This is a genomic window from Aureimonas phyllosphaerae (assembly GCF_900113065.1).
GTDB classification, from domain to species: domain Bacteria; phylum Pseudomonadota; class Alphaproteobacteria; order Rhizobiales; family Rhizobiaceae; genus Aureimonas; species Aureimonas phyllosphaerae.
This window is the reverse complement of record NZ_FOOA01000002.1, coordinates 385,920-402,370: the sequence shown is the minus strand read 5'-3', so window position 1 is coordinate 402,370 and position 16,451 is coordinate 385,920. Positions and strand designations below refer to the sequence as shown.

Annotated in this window: 14 protein-coding genes and 2 tRNA genes; 11 read left to right on the top strand and 5 right to left on the bottom strand. The window is 65.6% G+C overall.

Annotation, left to right across the window (positions count from 1 at the left end; translation table 11 throughout):
* The first annotated feature begins 28 nt into the window (after positions 1-28).
* Together ppdK and BM175_RS04960 are read left to right on the top strand one after the other, a co-directional pair.
* Entirely contained in the window at positions 29-2,707 is a 2,679-nt protein-coding gene (gene ppdK, locus BM175_RS04965; protein ID WP_090960065.1) for a pyruvate, phosphate dikinase, read from the top strand.
* Between the two features lie 76 nt (positions 2,708-2,783).
* Positions 2,784-3,629: a DUF1499 domain-containing protein gene (locus BM175_RS04960; protein WP_175526760.1), complete on the top strand. Its 846-nt coding sequence runs from the start codon at positions 2,784-2,786 to the stop codon at positions 3,627-3,629.
* Between the two features lie 9 nt (positions 3,630-3,638).
* Here BM175_RS04960 and BM175_RS04955 read toward each other — a convergent pair whose 3' ends face one another.
* Entirely contained in the window at positions 3,639-4,544 is a 906-nt protein-coding gene (locus BM175_RS04955) for an MBL fold metallo-hydrolase (RefSeq protein ID WP_090960060.1), read from the bottom strand.
* 78 nt (positions 4,545-4,622) lie between these two features.
* On the opposite strand from BM175_RS04955, the gene trhO reads away from it, so the two are divergent.
* Together trhO and BM175_RS04945 are read left to right on the top strand one after the other, a co-directional pair.
* The gene (gene trhO, locus BM175_RS04950; RefSeq protein ID WP_090960057.1) at positions 4,623-5,519 is read left to right on the top strand and encodes an oxygen-dependent tRNA uridine(34) hydroxylase TrhO; all 897 of its coding nucleotides are present in this window, start codon (positions 4,623-4,625) and stop codon (positions 5,517-5,519) included.
* 76 nt (positions 5,520-5,595) lie between these two features.
* Positions 5,596-5,994 carry a hypothetical protein gene (locus BM175_RS04945; RefSeq protein WP_090960054.1) on the top strand — a complete coding sequence of 133 codons (399 nt, stop codon included), beginning with the start codon at positions 5,596-5,598 and terminating at the stop codon, positions 5,992-5,994.
* A 68-nt stretch (positions 5,995-6,062) separates the two neighbouring features.
* Here BM175_RS04945 and BM175_RS04940 read toward each other — a convergent pair whose 3' ends face one another.
* Positions 6,063-7,889 (bottom strand): DEAD/DEAH box helicase, encoded by a 1,827-nt coding sequence (locus BM175_RS04940; protein WP_090960051.1) that lies wholly within the window; start codon positions 7,887-7,889, stop codon positions 6,063-6,065.
* Positions 7,890-8,088: 199 nt separating this feature from the next.
* Positions 8,089-8,277, bottom strand: coding sequence for a hypothetical protein (locus tag BM175_RS23030; RefSeq protein ID WP_244545863.1), 189 nt, complete (start codon positions 8,275-8,277; stop codon positions 8,089-8,091).
* A gap of 279 nt (positions 8,278-8,556) precedes the next feature.
* On the opposite strand from BM175_RS23030, the gene BM175_RS04930 reads away from it, so the two are divergent.
* Positions 8,557-8,631, top strand: a tRNA-Asn gene (locus tag BM175_RS04930).
* A 123-nt stretch (positions 8,632-8,754) separates the two neighbouring features.
* On the opposite strand, the gene BM175_RS04925 is transcribed toward BM175_RS04930, so the two are convergent.
* On the bottom strand, positions 8,755-8,913 hold the full coding sequence (locus BM175_RS04925) for a DUF3563 family protein (RefSeq protein WP_139224565.1): 159 nt from the start codon (positions 8,911-8,913) through the stop codon (positions 8,755-8,757).
* Positions 8,914-9,158: 245 nt separating this feature from the next.
* Between BM175_RS04925 and BM175_RS23205 the strand changes: the two genes are divergently transcribed.
* Positions 9,159-9,284: a hypothetical protein gene (locus tag BM175_RS23205; protein ID WP_280141077.1), complete on the top strand. Its 126-nt coding sequence runs from the start codon at positions 9,159-9,161 to the stop codon at positions 9,282-9,284.
* A gap of 24 nt (positions 9,285-9,308) precedes the next feature.
* On the opposite strand, the gene BM175_RS04920 is transcribed toward BM175_RS23205, so the two are convergent.
* Entirely contained in the window at positions 9,309-9,683 is a 375-nt protein-coding gene (locus tag BM175_RS04920) for a response regulator (RefSeq protein WP_090960041.1), read from the bottom strand.
* A 205-nt stretch (positions 9,684-9,888) separates the two neighbouring features.
* Between BM175_RS04920 and BM175_RS04915 the strand changes: the two genes are divergently transcribed.
* The 5 genes from BM175_RS04915 (at position 9,889) to BM175_RS04895 (ending at position 16,343) form a co-directional block, all read left to right on the top strand.
* Positions 9,889-9,962: transfer RNA gene (locus BM175_RS04915), tRNA-Cys, on the top strand.
* A 149-nt stretch (positions 9,963-10,111) separates the two neighbouring features.
* A complete protein-coding gene (locus BM175_RS04910) occupies positions 10,112-10,762 on the top strand; it encodes a protein-L-isoaspartate O-methyltransferase family protein (RefSeq protein ID WP_090960038.1) in 651 nt (216 codons plus the stop codon).
* Positions 10,763-11,029: 267 nt separating this feature from the next.
* Entirely contained in the window at positions 11,030-12,400 is a 1,371-nt protein-coding gene (locus BM175_RS04905) for a TolC family outer membrane protein (RefSeq protein WP_090960231.1), read from the top strand.
* A gap of 194 nt (positions 12,401-12,594) precedes the next feature.
* Positions 12,595-13,407 carry a DUF2497 domain-containing protein gene (locus tag BM175_RS23200; RefSeq protein ID WP_175526759.1) on the top strand — a complete coding sequence of 271 codons (813 nt, stop codon included), beginning with the start codon at positions 12,595-12,597 and terminating at the stop codon, positions 13,405-13,407.
* A 164-nt stretch (positions 13,408-13,571) separates the two neighbouring features.
* Positions 13,572-16,343 carry a valine--tRNA ligase gene (locus tag BM175_RS04895; protein WP_090960033.1) on the top strand — a complete coding sequence of 924 codons (2,772 nt, stop codon included), beginning with the start codon at positions 13,572-13,574 and terminating at the stop codon, positions 16,341-16,343.
* The last annotated feature ends 108 nt before the right edge of the window (positions 16,344-16,451 follow it).

The following is a 16,451-nucleotide window of genomic DNA, read 5'->3' as shown; positions in this document are numbered from 1 at the left end:
GTTCGAGCCGCGACGGCGTCGGTTTCCCATGGCCAAGAGACTGTTCACGTTCATGCGTGGCACTGCGGACCGCACGGCGGATCCGGCAGAAGCGCTCGGGCTGAAGGGCTCCAACCTCGCGCTGCTCGCATCGCTGGATCTTCCGGTCCCGCCGGGCTTCACGATCTCGACCTCGGCTTGGCGCGAGGCTGAGGGAAACGAGACGCTCCCGCCGGCGCTGCGCAACGAGGTACTCGCCGCGATCGAGTGGCTTGAGCGCGTCACGGGGCGCACGCTCGACGGCGCCCAGAAGCCGCTGCTTCTCGCGGTGCGTACCAGCGCGCGCTCCGTCATGCCAGGCTTGGCCGATTCGGTGCTGGACCTCGGTCTCAACAGCCGAACGGTGGAGCTTCTGGCGCGAGAACTCGGCGACGTCGGCTTCGCGTTCCGCGCCTATCGTCGCTTCATCGAAAGCTATTGCAGCCTGATCCATGCGGTGGATACGAGCGACTTCGAGGAAGTTGCCGAGACCGAACGCGTCCGCGCGGGCTGGCAGGGCGACGAGCCGCATTCCCTGGTCGACTGGCGAGGGTTGATCGCGGCCTATCTGCGCTTCGTCGAAGACGAAGTCGGCAGTCCGATGCCGCAGACGCCGCTGGAGCAGCTCTACCAGGTCATCGACGCGAGCTTCGCCAGTTGGCGCGGCCCGGTCGCGCGCGCTTTCCGGCTGGCTCATGGAATTGCCGAGAATGCCGGCGTTGCCGTCACCGTGCACGCCATGATCTTCAACGAACGCGGCGAGAAGTCGGGCACCGGACGTGCGCTGTCGCGCGACCTCAAGACTGGCGAGCCGCGCCTCACCGGCGAGTTCGTGTTCGGGAACCGGGACGGAGCGAGCCCGGCCGGGGTCAGCGAGCCCTTGAGCCTCCAGCGGATCGACGCGGAACCCGAACTGTTTCCGGCCGACCTTCGCGCGTTGACCGACTATGTCCGCCGCATTGAGGCCCATGTCGGGGATGCGACCGAGGTCGACTTCATGGTCGGCGACGGCGAACTGTTCTTCCTGCAGTCGCGCATCGCCCGGCGCAACGTCGCGGAAGCCATCCGCGTCGCGGTCGAGATGGTGCGGGAAGGGCAGATCGCGGAGGAGGACGCCCTCCTTCGCATCGAGCCGTCCTCGCTCGATCAGCTGCTTCACCCGACGATCGAGCGCGGGGAGGAGGTCCTCGTCATCGCCAAGGGCATGCCGGCCTCGCCGGGCGCCGCGAGCGGCGAGATCGTCTTCTCGTCCGAACGGGCGATCGCCGTGGCAGCGGAGGGTCGCAAGACCATCCTCGTGCGAAACGAGACGCTGCCCGAGGACGTTCACGGGATGCACGTGACCGAGGGCGTGCTGACCGTGCGCGGTGGGACGACGAGCCATGCCGCCGTCGTGGCGCGCGGCATCGGCAAGCCGTGCGTGACGGGCGCCGGATCGCTTCGTATCAACCAGGAGGCCGGAACCGTCATCGCTCTCGGCCGCACGTTGCGTGCGGGCGACCAGATTACGATCGACGGAACGTCCGGCGAGGTGATCCTCGGCTCGCCGAAGCTGAAGCGCCCGTCGCTGACCGGCGATTTCGCCACGCTCATGTCGTTTGCCGACCGGGCACGGCGCATGGAGGTCCGAACCAACGCCGAGACGCCGGCCGAGGCCCGCGCCGCGCGTGCCTTTGGCGCTGAAGGCATCGGTCTCTGCCGCACCGAGCACATGTTCTTCGAAGGCGAGCGTATCTCGATGATGCGGGAAATGATTCTCGCATCCGACGAAGCGGGTCGCCGCGCGGCACTAGAACGCCTCCTGCCGATCCAGCGGTCCGACTTCATCGAGCTCTTCGAGATCATGGCCGGCATGCCGGTGACGATCCGCCTTCTCGATCCGCCGCTCCACGAATTCCTGCCGAAGGGCGAGCAGGAGATCTCCGAAACCGCCGTCATGCTCAGCATGAGCCCGGCCGTCGTGGCCGAGCGGATCGAGGCGCTGCACGAGTTCAACCCGATGCTCGGCCACCGCGGTTGTCGCCTGGCGATCTCGCATCCCGAGATCGTCGAGATGCAGGCACGCGCCATCTTCGAAGCGGCGATCGAGGCAGGCGAGCGCAAGGGCAAGGCCGTGGTCCCGGAGATCATGGTGCCGCTGGTCGGCCTCCGGCGCGAACTCGATTTCGTGAAGGCGCGCATCGAGCGGATCGCCGAACTCGTGAAGCAGGAGCGCGGCAAGAGCGTCGACTATCTCGTCGGCACCATGATCGAACTGCCGCGCGCCATCGTGCGGGCCGACACGATCGCCGAGGTCGCCGACTTCTTCTCGTTCGGCACCAACGACCTCACGCAGACGGTCTACGGCATTTCCCGAGACGATGCGGCGAACTTCCTGTCGACCTACGAACGCCAGGGCATCATTGAGCGCGACCCGTTCCAGTCCCTCGACATCGAAGGCGTCGGCGAACTCATCGCGATGGGCGTCGAGAAGGCCCGGCGGACCCGGCCGGATATTTCGCTTGGGGTCTGCGGCGAGCAGGGTGGCGATCCGAATTCCATCGCCTTCTTCGAGCGGACTGGCCTCGACTATGTGTCGTGCTCGCCGTATCGCGTGCCGATCGCGCGTCTGGCTGCCGCGCAGGCGGCGATCCGCTTCGAGCGGGCACTTCGCGCTGCGGCGGCACCCAAGACGCGCGGCCGGCATTGATCTGTTGCCACGCCCCCGTGTCGCCGACCTCGGCGCTGCGCTAGGATCGGCGGCAGCAGGTATCGGAGCGAACGACTTGGCCGGACACTACATCAGGACGCGAGCCCGCACGGCCGGTTGGGCATGGAGCTTCGCCGCCTTCGCGGTCGCGCTTATTCCTGTCGGTATCGTCCTGTTCCGGCTCAACCTGCTCGATCTGCAGAACCTGTCGTGGACGCTTCTCCTGGCCGGTGGCCTCGCCGCATTCGGCCTTCTCCTGGCACTGATGGCGATCGCCAAGGTCTGGCGCCGCGGCGCGGTCGGCGGTGGCCGGGCCGTCTCGGCTCTCGTCGTCGCCAGCATCGCTCTGCTGCCGTTTGCCGGCGCGGCCTTCCTGTACCGTCAGTATCCCGAAGGCTCCAGCGCCGAGACTGCCGGGCTGGTGGATGCGGCGCTTGCGCCGGTCGCTTCGGCGCCAACTTCGCCCGATGCGGTCCTCGCCGGTCGCGATTACCAGGCGACGGCGTCGATGGTCTACGAGGCGGCGCGCACCACGCTGGAGCAGGAGGGCATCGAGATCACCGATGTCGCGAGCAGCCTCACACCGCCGCGGGACAGCGAGGATCTTGGCGTCAGCGGTACCGTACAGGTGCCGGTCCCGACGCTTCGCGGAAGCCTGGCGGCCGAGGCGCCGGATCGCTTCGCCATGAAGGACGCCCGCGAATATACGATCCAGGCCGTCGCCTATGCCCCGATCTTCGCCTTCCCGAGCGACGTCACGATCCGAATCGCGGAGGAGGGGGCGCAAACCTTCATCGACATGCGGTCCGCTTCGAGGGATCTTGACCGCGACCTCGGCCAGAACCGCCGGATCATCGTGTCGTTCCTGAACGGTGTCGACGAGGCGATGCGAGCCGCCGAAGGCATCGTTCCCGAGGAATAGCGCCGCCGTTCAGACCGGTCGAAAGCGACTGGCCAGGCCGAACGGTCCTTCCGCGACGATCAGCCCCCGCTCCATCAGGCTTTCGAGATGAGCCAGGACGGAGAGCGCCGCCGCGCCGTGCAAACGCGGGTCCGTGGTGTGGTAGATCGCCGCCACCATCTCCGGCACTCCGTCGAGGCCGGCGCGCACCTTTTCGAGAACCGCACTTTCACGCATCCGCCTGTGGGCCCGCAATCCCCGCACGAAGGCGGCGGGGTTTTCGACCGGACCGCCGTGACCCGGCAGGTATCGACGGTCCGAACGCGCCAGAAGTCGATCGAGCGACCGCATGTAATCCGCCATCGAGCCGTCCGGCGGTGCGACAATGCTTGTCGCCCAGGCCATGACATGGTCGCCCGAGAACAGGAGGCCGGGCTCCTCCAGCGCGAACGCCATGTGGTTGCCGGTATGCCCGGGCGTATGGAGGCCGCGCAGCCGCGTCTCGCCGAACACGATCTCCGAACCGTCCTCCACGACGATGTCGGGCGCGAAGGCGGTGTCGGAGGCGGCATCGAGCGGATTGATCTCGCCTTCGAGCAGCGGCCGGGAGGTGCGGTGCGGTCCCTGCGCCACGAGCGGCGCTGATGTGGCTCGCGCCAGAGCGGCGGCGAGGCCGGAATGGTCGAGATGCGTGTGGGTGACAAGGATCGCATCCACCGGCCGCCCGTCGATCGCCGCCAGCAAGGCCGCCAGATGGTTTGTATCGTCCGGTCCTGGGTCGACCACGACGAGGCGCTCACGGCCGATCAGATAGCTGTTCGTCCCGTGAAAGGTCATGGGTCCCGAGTTGGGGGCGGTGACCCGCACGATACCGGTCTCGATCGCGACCGGCTTCCCGTGCCGAGGGTCGAAACGCTGGTCCAGATCAAGACTCATTCCATTACCCTTCAGCGATCCCGTCCTCCGCGTCGCGCGGCTTGGCCATCGCTCGGGCTTCGCGATATAGCGGCGGGCATGACCTGGACCATTGCCGCCCTCTACCGTTTCGTGTCCATCCCCGACCCCACCGGTCTGCGCGATGCTCTACACGAGTTCTGTCGCAGCGAGCATATCTGCGGAACGATCCTTGTGGCGTCGGAGGGGATCAACGGCACGATTGCGGGCTCGCGGGCGGGCGTGGAAGCGGTTCTCGACCGGTTGGATCGCGATGTCGCCATCCGACGGGGTGAGGTCAAGTTCTCCTCGGCTGACGAGCAGCCCTTCGCCCGCCTTCGCGTGCGCGTCAGGCCGGAAATCATCACCATGCGCGCGCCGGAGGCGGACCCGACGCGGCAGGTCGGCACATATGTCGAGCCCCAAGACTGGAATGCGTTGATCGCCGATCCCGAAACGTTGGTTCTGGACACTCGCAATCTCTACGAAACGCGAGTCGGCACCTTCGCCAACGCGATCGATCCGGAGATCGACAGCTTTACGGAGTTCAAGGCGTTTGCCGAACGCTCGCTCGACCCGCAACGGCACCGGCGTATCGCGATGTTCTGCACGGGCGGCATCCGCTGCGAGAAGGCGTCGAGCTATCTCCTCGCCCACGGCTTCGAGGACGTCAGGCATCTGAGGGGCGGCATCCTCAAGTATCTCGAAGTGGTGCCGCCGACTGAAAGTCTCTGGCAGGGGGATTGCTACGTCTTCGACAACCGCACGGCCGTCGGCTCCGCGGTTCGGCCGGCGGACTGGCAGTCCTGCTTCGGCTGCGGAAGCCCGTTGTCGCCGGAGGAACGGAACGATGCACGCTTCGAGGAGGGGGTCTCTTGCCCCCATTGCGCGTCCGACCTGTCGGACGAGAAGCGCCGTCGGCTTCGCCAGCGGCATGCGCAGATCACGGGTGTGGATAAGTTTAGACAGGACGATTAGTCGGTCTTCACCGCATTGCAACATATTCCGTATTGAAACGTTTCAATCGCAATTCCTCCCATGCTGGAGAATCGCCGTGCAAGCGTTTCGCAATCGCAAGGTTCATCTGGCTGGGCTTGCAGGCATCAGCCTGACGGCGTCGGCGCTTCTCGTCCGCGAGATCGACGCGAGCGGACTTTATGGCCCGGTCGGTACCGCCGATACCCTGATCGGCGACCTTCGCTCAAGCCTGCCGATACCGCAGGCCGATGGCTCGATCCTGGAGGGCGTCAATTTCGATGGCCACAAGGTGACGCTGGAATTCGTCGCCGACGAGCGGGTCGATCTTCATCTCCTGCGCGACAGCGATCGCGCCGAGCGCTGCGGCCTCTGGCATTCCGCATTCCGCCGCGGCGAGGTCGAGGAGGTCGAGTATCGCTACCGTCAGGGCGGCGCCGCGTCCTCGGCGCATCTGAACTCGGCGATCTGCAGCTGATCGACCGTTATCGCGATCGTCGGGCGGATGATCGCCGCCCGACGTCGTTTTGAATTTCGTCTACTAACTCAGTCCGCCCGGCGCGGCTTGCCGGGCTTTCCCGGACCCTTGCCCGGTCCCTTCGCGCCGTACTTCGGAGGGCCGCGACGCGGCGCATCGCCATCGGCGCGCCGAGAGAATGCCTTCTGCGCGCGTGGCGGGCGCCCGGTCCTCGCGTTGCCGCCGCCGTCACGATCGCGACCGGCCGGCGGAGCGCCGCCGTCCATCCGCGTCACCGTGATGTCGTCGTCGCTGCCCTGCGCTGCGGAGGCGAAACGCTCAGCCGCATCGGCCCGGATCTCGACCTTGGTCTCCTTGTCGAAGATTCGGATCGCACCGATGTCCTCGCGCGTCACCTTACCTCGGCGGCAGAGAAGCGGGAGCAGCCATTTCGGGTCGGCATTGTTGCGCCGGCCGATGTCGAGGTGGAACCAGACGGCGGGTCCGATGGCATGGCGACCGCCGGTTCCCTCTTCGCGCTCGCCGTCGCGGCGGCTGCGCGGCTCGGCATTCGCCTTTCGGCCGGTCTTGTCGTCGCGACCCGGACCCGGATCGTAGATGTCCTCGGGCGCCGGAAGCTTTTGGCGATAGAGACGTGCAAAGGCCGAGGCGATCTCCATCGGGGAGAAGCGCTCGACGAGTACGCCCGCCGTCGCGAGATCGTCGTCCCCTGCCTCGTCGGAGAACAGCGGGTCGGTCAGCAGCCGATCGCGGTCGAGGGCGCGGATTTCGTCGGCCGAAGGGGGAGCGCTCCAGATCGGGCGAATCTTGGCATCCGTCAGGAGCCGATCGGCCTTGCGGCGCTTGGACAAGGGCACGAGGAGGACCGAGACGCCCTTGCGCCCCGCGCGGCCCGTCCGCCCGCTGCGATGCTGCAGCGTCTCGGCGTCGTTCGGCAGTTCCGCGTGGATCACGAGGCCGAGGTTCGGAAGATCGATGCCGCGCGCCGCGACGTCGGTCGCCACGCAGACGCGCGAGCGGCCATCACGAAGGGCCTGAAGCGCCTGGTTCCGTTCCGCCTGTCCGAGTTCGCCCGACAGGGACACCGCACCAAACCCACGGTCCAGCAGGCCGGTATGGAGATGCCGCACCTGCTCCCGCGTATTGCAGAACACGATGGCGGTCGGCGATTCGGCCTGGCGCAGGAGGTTGACCACCGCATGCTCGATCTCGGTTGGTGCGACGCGGATCGCACGATACTCGATATCGGAGTGGCTCGAGCTCTGGTTCGCGACCTCGATGCGCAGCGCGTTCGTCTGGTAGCGCTTGGTGAGCGCGACGATCGGCTTGGGCAAGGTCGCCGAGAAGAGCAGCGTCCGGCGCTCGGCGGGCGTCGCCTCCAGGATGAACTCAAGGTCTTCGCGAAAGCCGAGATTGAGCATCTCGTCGGCTTCGTCGAGCACCGCGACCTGCAGGTCCTGCGTACGCAGGTTGCCGCGCTCCAGATGATCGCGCAGACGTCCCGGAGTTCCAACGACGAGATGCGCGCCGCGGAACAACGCCTTCTGCTCCGTGCGCGCATCCATGCCGCCGACGCAGGTCACGATGCGCGCGCCGGCTTCAGCGAAGAGCCAGCGCAACTCATCGCTGACCTGAAGCGCGAGTTCACGTGTCGGGGCGATGATGAGGCCGAGCGGATTTCCGGCTTCGCCGAGGGTATCCCGGTCCTGCAGGAGCGTCTGGCCCATGGCGAGGCCGTAGGCGACCGTCTTGCCCGAACCGGTCTGCGCTGAGACGAGCAGGTCGCGATCCTCCGCCGCGGCTTCCACGACGCTCTTCTGAACCGGTGTCGGCTCCTGGTAGTTGCGGCTTTCGAGGGCCCGGGCGAGGGCGGGATGGATGGGGGGAAAGGCCAAGCGGATCGTCCTTGGAGTGTTCGGCCCTGACGGGCGCGGCCCTCGCGTCGGGAGCGATGCCGTTGGAAAGGGAAATGCCCATGTGCCGGATGGAACGGCGGCCGACGGGCATGCAACAGAAAGAACGGCGGTCTGCGAAAGCAGGACCACCGTTGTGTTCGAGCGAGCTATAAGCGTTCCGCGCGGGAAATGCGAGGGGTCACATCCCCTCGTTCGCGGTCTTCCTGCGGCGCCGGCGACCCCACTTCACATCCGCCTTCCGTCGCCATCGGCGAACGAAGGCGAGATCGATCGACAGAATCAAGAGACCGAGCGGCAGCATCCAGATGCCGAATACCGGCAGAAAAGCCAGGAAGCCGCAAATGATGAAGCCGATCCCGACCGCCATTCGCGCGACACGGTTCGCGGGAAGCCGAAATTTCCGACCGAGAATGTGAACCGTATGTCCGCGCAGCCGGAAGAACTCGCGTCGCTTCGCTGCCGTCTCTTCCACGCTGTTCATACGCCTTCACCTGATCCGCCGGTCCGGGGGATGTGATGCCGGGAGGGGTGACGGACAACCTCGTTGGAAACGAGGCGTGGAAGATTTTTTTGCAGAAAGCGTTCGGCCCACTTGGCAAATCGCGAACCCCTGGGTATACGCACCCTCGTTCGCAGGGCGAACTTTTCCCCGGTAGCTCAGTGGTAGAGCAATCGACTGTTAATCGATCGGTCGCTGGTTCGAATCCGGCCCGGGGAGCCACAAAGCTTCACAGATTTACGAAATCAGATTGATGCACGATTGCACATCTGCGTTCGCGCGAACGGCGGCAGATCGGCTTTAGCCTGCCGCCCTGTTCGTGTGCTGCGACATGGTGCGCCGAGGTCAGAACGGGTGACGGTTCTGACGGAAGCGGCCGGAATCGATCTCGCGCTCGCGGCGCTCGAGGTCGGCAAGCGACGTCGCATCATTCAGGTAAGCCAACGCGCGTTCGTCGTGGGAAGGGGCGCGGAAGGCGGCTCGAATTCGGCGGGTGATGCTCATGATCCTGTCTCCAAGGTTTGGTTGACAGAATGAAAATGGCGGTTCTGACGTCCTGTTGCAATGCAACATGAAGCAAGGCCGCTATGCGATTCGCGCACATCCCTGCGGTCGGGTCCTTGTGCGCTAACAACTTGCGTCGAATTGTATGCTTCGCTCAATTGCAGGATTGCCAAGGTTCCCGCGATCCATACACTCGGAAGCAACGGACGCTCCGGTAAGAAGAGCGCCAGACGGAGGGGGCGGACATGACGAACCATACGAAAGGGCCACTCAGCGCCGCGCATGGCATGACGCTGGGTTGCCTTCTGTCGAGCGTGATCTGGCTTGCCGGGCTGAACATCGTTCTGCTCGGTGGGCACCTGTCGTTCTGACGCGGCCTTGGTCGGCGGCTCGATCTAGTTCGATGACGCTTTGCCGTCGGTCAACGACTGCAGCGCCTCGAGAACGCGCTCGAACTCGACCGGCTTGGCGAACACCGGTACGTCGCGGAAACGAGCCGCGACCAACGACGGATCGTAGGCGGTCAGGAACACGAACGGCACGTTGCGTCGCGCGAGATCGTAGGCGACTGGGTAGCTCATTTCGCCGGCAAGGTTGACGTCCATCAAGGCCGCATCAATGTCGGGAACCCGCGCGATGAGCGCGATCGACTCTTCGATCGTGGCCGTCGGGCCGATGACGGTCGCGCCCATGTCCTCCAGCCGCTCGGCGAGCGGGCGCGCAATCAGGAAATCGTCTTCGACCAGCAGGATCTGTTTGTTCTGGAGCATGGGTCCGTCGTGGGCTCGATCTTCGTGAGACAGCGGGCGTGCCGAGGCAAACGCATCGGGGCGTCATCGGTTCGACACAGGCGGTGAGCCTGAGTGGACGAAAGTCCGCGCCGAGGGAAGGGACGTCGTTGATCGATCCATCATGCAAATGGTCCGTCCGGGGCTTGCTTAAACCGCCGGGTCCACGTACCTAGCGCGCCGTTGAGGCCTCGTGGCGGAGTGGTGACGCAGAGGACTGCAAATCCTTGCACCCGGGTTCGATTCCCGGCGAGGCCTCCAACGCATGAGCGGCGCAAGACGGCGCCGATCCGGATCCGTCATTTCCCACCCTCTGCTCCATGGCTTCCGCCAACCCGATCGTGCTTCCGCTTGTCAGCCAGCGGGGCGGCGAATATGGGATGGGGCAAGCAATCGAGCCGAGGCCTGACATGGATTTCGCTGCCGCCCGCGTGAAGATGGTGGACAACCAAATTCGCACGACCGACGTGACGTCGCACGAGACGCTGCGTGCGTTCCTGAGCGTTCCGCGTGAGGTCTTCGTGCCCGAGGAACGGAAGGCGCTCGCCTACATCGATTCGGATATTCCGCTCGGGAGCGGTCGCGCCCTGATCTCGCCGTCGCCTCTCGCCAAGCTCATTCAGCTGGCCGAGATCGGGCCGCAGGACGTCGTGCTCGATGTGGGCTGCGGCACCGGCTACTCATCGGCCGTCCTGTCGCATCTCGCAAGCTCGATCGTCGCGCTCGAGGAGGATGCCGGTCTCGCCGCGAAGGCGAGTGCGGCGTTCGATGCCCTTGGCATCGTCAATGTGGCCGTCGTGTCCGGTCCTTTGAAGGACGGCTGGGCCGGTGAGGCACCCTACGACGTCATCGTCTTCGAGGGATCGGTCGAGTCGCTCCCGAAGCCCCACATCGACCAGTTGAAGGATCGCGGCCGGCTCGTGGTCGTCGAGCGCTCCGGAGCTTCGGGCATGGCGAAGCTCTACACGAAGGAGGACGGGATCGTCTCCGACCGCTTCGCCTTCAACTGTCACATTCCAGCGTTGCCGGGCTTTGCCAAGCCGCGCGAGTTCGTGTTCTGACGTTCGCGGAGAGGGCGGCGCGTATTCGTCCCGGCGGCCTATACATTCGCCAAGTGTTTGAGTCGCGCCACACCCTATGGTCAAAACCGCATGTGGCCGTTTTGCAGGCTAGCGTTCGCACGTCGTTCGGTACACTACCTACTCGATAAGGTTCGGGCGAGGTTCGTCTGGGCCTCTCGTGTGCCGTGTGTTTGGCATGCGTCCGATTTCGGAGAATGCATCTTGCGCAAGAAGACGTGGATCCTGGCCTCCCTCTCGGCGCTTCTGATGGCGACGAGCGTCGATTTCGCCAGCGCCGAAACCCTCCGGGAAGCGCTGGCCAAGGCCTATTCGAACAGCCAGAGCCTCAATTCCGCCCGTGCCCAGCTGCGCGCGACCGACGAGAACGTGCCGCAGGCTCGCGCAGGGCTTCGACCGCGCGTCCAGGGTGTCGTGTCGACCCAAGGATCGCGGTCCCGCACCACGTTCGGTGACAATCTGCCCGGCCAGCGGTCACGCACAGGAGCCATCACCTCCGGAATTCAGATCAATCAGACCTTGTTCGATGGCTTTCAAACCCCGAACAATGTGAACGCCGCACAGGCGCAGGTCCGTGCCTCTCAAAAAAACCTCGACAACACGGTGCAGGATACGCTTCTCGACACCGTGACCGTCTTCATGAACGTGCGCCGTGATCGCGAAGTCGCTGCGTTTCGTCGCCAGAGCCTTGCCTTCCTGAACGAGCAGGTCCGCGCGGCGCAGGCGCGTTTCGACGTGGGCGAGGGCACACGCACCGACGTTGCGCAAGCGCAGGCGCAGCAGGCGCTAGCGACCGCTCTGTTGAATACGGCACTCTCGCAGGTCGCCAGCAGCGAGGCGCAGTATCTCGACGTCGTCGGCGATCCCCCGGGCAACCTTGAAGCCGGAACCCCTCCCAATCGTAGTGCAATTCCGTCTTCGGTTGGCGAGGCCGTACGCGTCTCGCAGGAACAGCATCCAGCCATCCAAGCAACGAAGTTCGCTGTCGATGCTGCATCGTTCCAGGTGAAATCAGCCGAGGGCGCCCGCCTTCCGACTTTGGCCGTAACCGGGCAGATCGATAACACCTACGCCCTGTCGGATCAGGATCCTGATCCTGGCAATCTGCCGGGCGTCGTGACGCAGAACGAGGTCTCGGGCACGGTCGGCGCGCAGCTCACCGTTCCGATCTATCAGGGCGGCCTCGTCGCTTCGCGCGTCCGTCAGGCCAAGGAAACGCTCTCGCAGCGTCGGATCGAGGTGGACAATATCCGCGATCAGGTTCGCTCTGCTGTGGCGAGCGCCTGGGCCCAGCGTCAGGCCGCCGAGGCCAACGTGCAGGGCTATCGCGCCCAGGTCGCCGCTGCGCAGTTGGCGCTGAACGGCGTCGTCGAGGAGCGCAACGTCGGTCAGCGTACGACACTCGACGTTCTGAACGCGCAGTCCGACGTGATCACCGCGCAGATCCTTTTGGCCGGCGCGCAGCGCGATACGATCGTCGCGGCCTATACGCTGGCCTCGGCGGTCGGCAGCCTGCTTCCCGACCGCCTCGCCTTGGCGGTCGACCGCTATGAGCCGGAAGAGCATTACCAGGCTGTTCAGGACAAGTGGTACGGCTTGCGTACCCCGGACGGCCGCTGATCACCTGATGGGCTGGCGCTCGCGGGCCCGATCGCATTAAAAATTCGTTTATAAACCGCCCTTCGAACGAACTGGGGATTCCTGCCGGTCGGCAGAGGGCGTACGGTACCGTGAGATTCGTGTCGGGTGGCGGCCGCGAATTCAAATCGGGTACGGGTTTCATGAGCAAGGCGAGTGTCGCGCAGGAGCCGTCGATGGACGAGATCCTGGCATCCATCCGACGGATCATCGAGACAGGCGACGAGAAGTCGGCCAGTGCGAATCGGGAAGCCGCGGTTGGGGCAGCCCGGCAGATCCCGGCATTTCTTGCCGGTGCATCGTTCCAGGAGCCATCGGCCGAGCCGCAGGCTCAGGACGCGTCCCAGCCGCTCCGCTTTCCGTCGCCGCTCGATTCGGTTCATACCGGCCAGCAGGGTTCGCTCGGCGACGACGATCACCTGACCGCCGAACTCGAGAACGAACTGGCGGCGACATGGGAGCGGATCGAGATCGGCCAGGACGTCGGGGCACCGCAGCCGAATGCGGCGCCGTCTCAGACTGACCGTTTTTCGGAGGCAGAAGCTCCCGTCATGAGTCAAGACCAGCATCCCCACTTCGAAACGCCTGCGGCACCGGCCGAACACCCGCAGTTCCAACACGGTGCCGACGCGCCCTCGTCGCAGTCACCGCAGTCTCCCGCCAGCTACGAGGCTCCGATGGAGCGCAGCGCCTTCGAGCCCGCCAACACCGACGCCCGGCGTGCGGATGAGGGGAGTGCGTCTTCCAGTCGTTATGGCGATGTGCCGCCGCCCCTGGTGTCTCCGACCACCGGCCAACTCGTGGGCGCGTCCTTCAACGAGCTGGCCGAGGCCATCCGCCAGGGCGAGCTTCGCTCACTGGAGGCCATGGCGCAGGAGATGCTGCAGCCGATGCTGCGCGATTGGCTGGATGACAACCTCCCGAAGATGGTCGAGCGTCTCATCCGCGAGGAGATCGAGCGGCTAGCGCGAGGCGGCATCAAGCGCTGAGGTAACCATCGCCCGGCATCGGTGATCGAAGGGGCGCGCTTCTCCGGAAGCGCGCCCTTTGTCTCGTGCGCGCTCCACGCTTCGATCCGGGTCGCGTTTCGTTGACATCGCTCGCGTTCTGCTCGAAACCCGGTCGCGATTCTGACCGATCTGGATGCCCGCCCATGGAGAAGACCTACGACGCCGCCGCGATCGAGCCCCGCGTGGCCGATCGCTGGGAGGCTGCCGACGCATTTCGGGCGGGAGCGGGCGCGAAGCCCGGCGCCGACCCGTTCTCCATCGTCATTCCCCCGCCCAACGTCACCGGGTCGCTCCACATCGGCCACGCGCTGAACAATACGCTGCAGGACATCCTCGTCCGCCATCGGCGCATGCTCGGGCAGAACGTCCTGTGGCAACCCGGCCTCGACCATGCCGGTATCGCGACGCAGATGGTGGTGGAGCGGCAGCTTGCCGAACGCAAGGAGCCGGGTCGCCGTGCCATGGGCCGTGAGGCCTTCATCGAGCGCGTCTGGCAATGGAAGGGCGAATCGGGCGGCGCCATCCTCGGTCAGCTTCGGCGCCTCGGTGCCTCCTGCGACTGGTCGCGCGAGCGCTTCACGATGGACGACGGCCTTTCGCGAGCCGTTCGCCGTGTCTTCGTCCAGCTCCATCGCGAGGGCCTGATCTACCGCGACAAGCGGCTCGTCAACTGGGACCCGAAGCTCCTGACCGCGATCTCCGACATCGAGGTCGAGCAGCGAGAAATCCGCGGTCATCTCTGGCATTTCCGCTACCCGGTGGAGGGGCGCAACTACGATCCGTCCAATCCCGCGACCTTCATCACGGTCGCGACGACGCGGCCGGAGACCGTGCTCGGCGATTCCGGCGTCGCGGTGAACGGCTCCGACGAGCGCTACACCGATCTCGTCGGCAAGACCGTCCGGCTTCCGCTGGTCGGTCGCGTCATCCCCGTAGTGGCCGACGACTATGCCGATCCGGAAGCCGGCTCGGGCGCGGTCAAGATCACCCCGGCGCACGACTTCAACGACTTCGAAGTCGGCGAGCGGCACGGTCTGGCGCGAATCTCCGTCCTCGCGTCGGATGCCACGATCTCGATTCGCGACAACGCCGAATTTCTGGAAGGGCTGTTCCCGGCCGACGGCGAACGCGCGGTCGGTATGTTCGAGGGGCTCGACCGGTTCGCTGCCCGCAAGCTCATCGTCGACTGGATGGACGAGGAAGGCTACCTCGCGAAGGTCGAGGATCACGTCCACATGGTGCCGCACGGCGACCGCGGCGGCGTGCCGATCGAGCCGTTCCTCACCGACCAGTGGTATGTCGACACCAAGACGCTGGCGCAGCCTGCGATCGCCAGCGTGCGCGAGGGCCGCACCACGTTCGTGCCGCGCAATTGGGAGAAGACCTACTTCGACTGGATGGAGAACATCCAGCCGTGGTGCATCTCGCGCCAGCTTTGGTGGGGCCATCAGATCCCGGCCTGGTACGGACCGGACGGCGCGGTGTTCGTGGACGAGGACGAGGAAACCGTCGCCGGCGCGGCTCTGGCGCATTACGTCACAAACGGAACGCTGACGGACGCGCAGGCGCGCGAAATGGCGGAGACGGGATCGGTCTTCGACGGCTTCCTGCGCCGCGACGAGGATGTTCTCGATACCTGGTTCTCGTCGGCGCTCTGGCCCTTCTCGACGCTGGGCTGGCCCGACAAGACGCCTGAGCTCGCGACCTACTACCCGACCAACGTCCTCGTCAGCGGTTTCGACATCATCTTCTTCTGGGTCGCCCGGATGATGATGATGGGCCTGCACTTCACCGGCCAGGAGCCTTTCGGCACCGTCTACATGCACGCCCTCGTTCGCGACAAGAACGGGGCGAAGATGTCGAAGTCGAAGGGCAACGTGGTCGATCCGCTCGATCTGATCGACGAGTTCGGTGCGGATGCCCTGCGGTTCACCCTGGCGATCATGGCCGCGCAGGGACGGGACGTGAAGCTCGATCCGCAGCGGATCGGCGGCTACCGGAACTTCGGCACCAAGCTCTGGAACGCGACACGGTTCGCCGAGATGAACGGGGCGGAGCACAACGTCACCGTCGATCCCGACGCGCTGGTTCTGCCGCTGAATCGCTGGTTGATGAGCGAACTGGCGACGGCGATCTCGGAGGTCGACGCAGCGTTGGATTCCTATCGCTTCAACGATGCGGCAGCCGCCATCTACCGCTTCACCTGGAACACGGTCTGCGACTGGTATCTCGAACTCGCCAAGCCGGTGTTCCTTGGCGAGGACGAGTCGGCCAAGGTCGAGACCCGGCGGGTGACCGGCTTCGTTCTCGACCGTGTCTACGCTCTCCTGCATCCGTTCATGCCCTTCCTGACGGAAGAACTGTGGGCGGCGACCGCAGGCGTGCGTCCCCGCGACGGGCTGCTCTGCCACGCGGAGTGGCCGGTTCTCGTCTATAACGACGCCGAGGCGTCGGACGACCTCAACTGGCTCGTCGCTCTCGTCGGCGAAATCCGCTCGATTCGCGCGGAGATGAATGTGCCGCCGGGTGCGGAAGCGCCGCTTGTCGCGGTCGGCGTCGATGCCAAGACGCAGCAACGGCTGGTCCGCCACGATGCGGCCCTGCGGCGCCTCGCGCGTCTGTCGAGCGTCGAGACCGCGGACATCGCTCCGCCGCAGTCCGTGCAATTCGTCCTCGACACCCGCGCCTACGCCTTGCCCTTGGCTGGGACGATCGACGTCGCCTCGGAAATTGCACGTTTGACGAAGGCCGCTGCCAAGGCGCGCACCGAGGTCGACCGGATCGACAAGAAGCTCTCGAACGAGCGCTTCGTCGCGAACGCTCCGGACGACGTGGTGGCGCAGGAGCGCGAGAAGCGGGACGCCTATCAGGCGGAAGCCGAGAAGTTGGACGCCGCCTTGGCGATGCTGCGCTAGCTCTGGTTTCGACCACCGTCGCCGAGCGTGTAGCGTTCCGGCAACGGTGGTCGGATTCTTCCGTTTACGGAAGACAACTGTGGCCGACTGTTCGTGCTCAGTCGAACT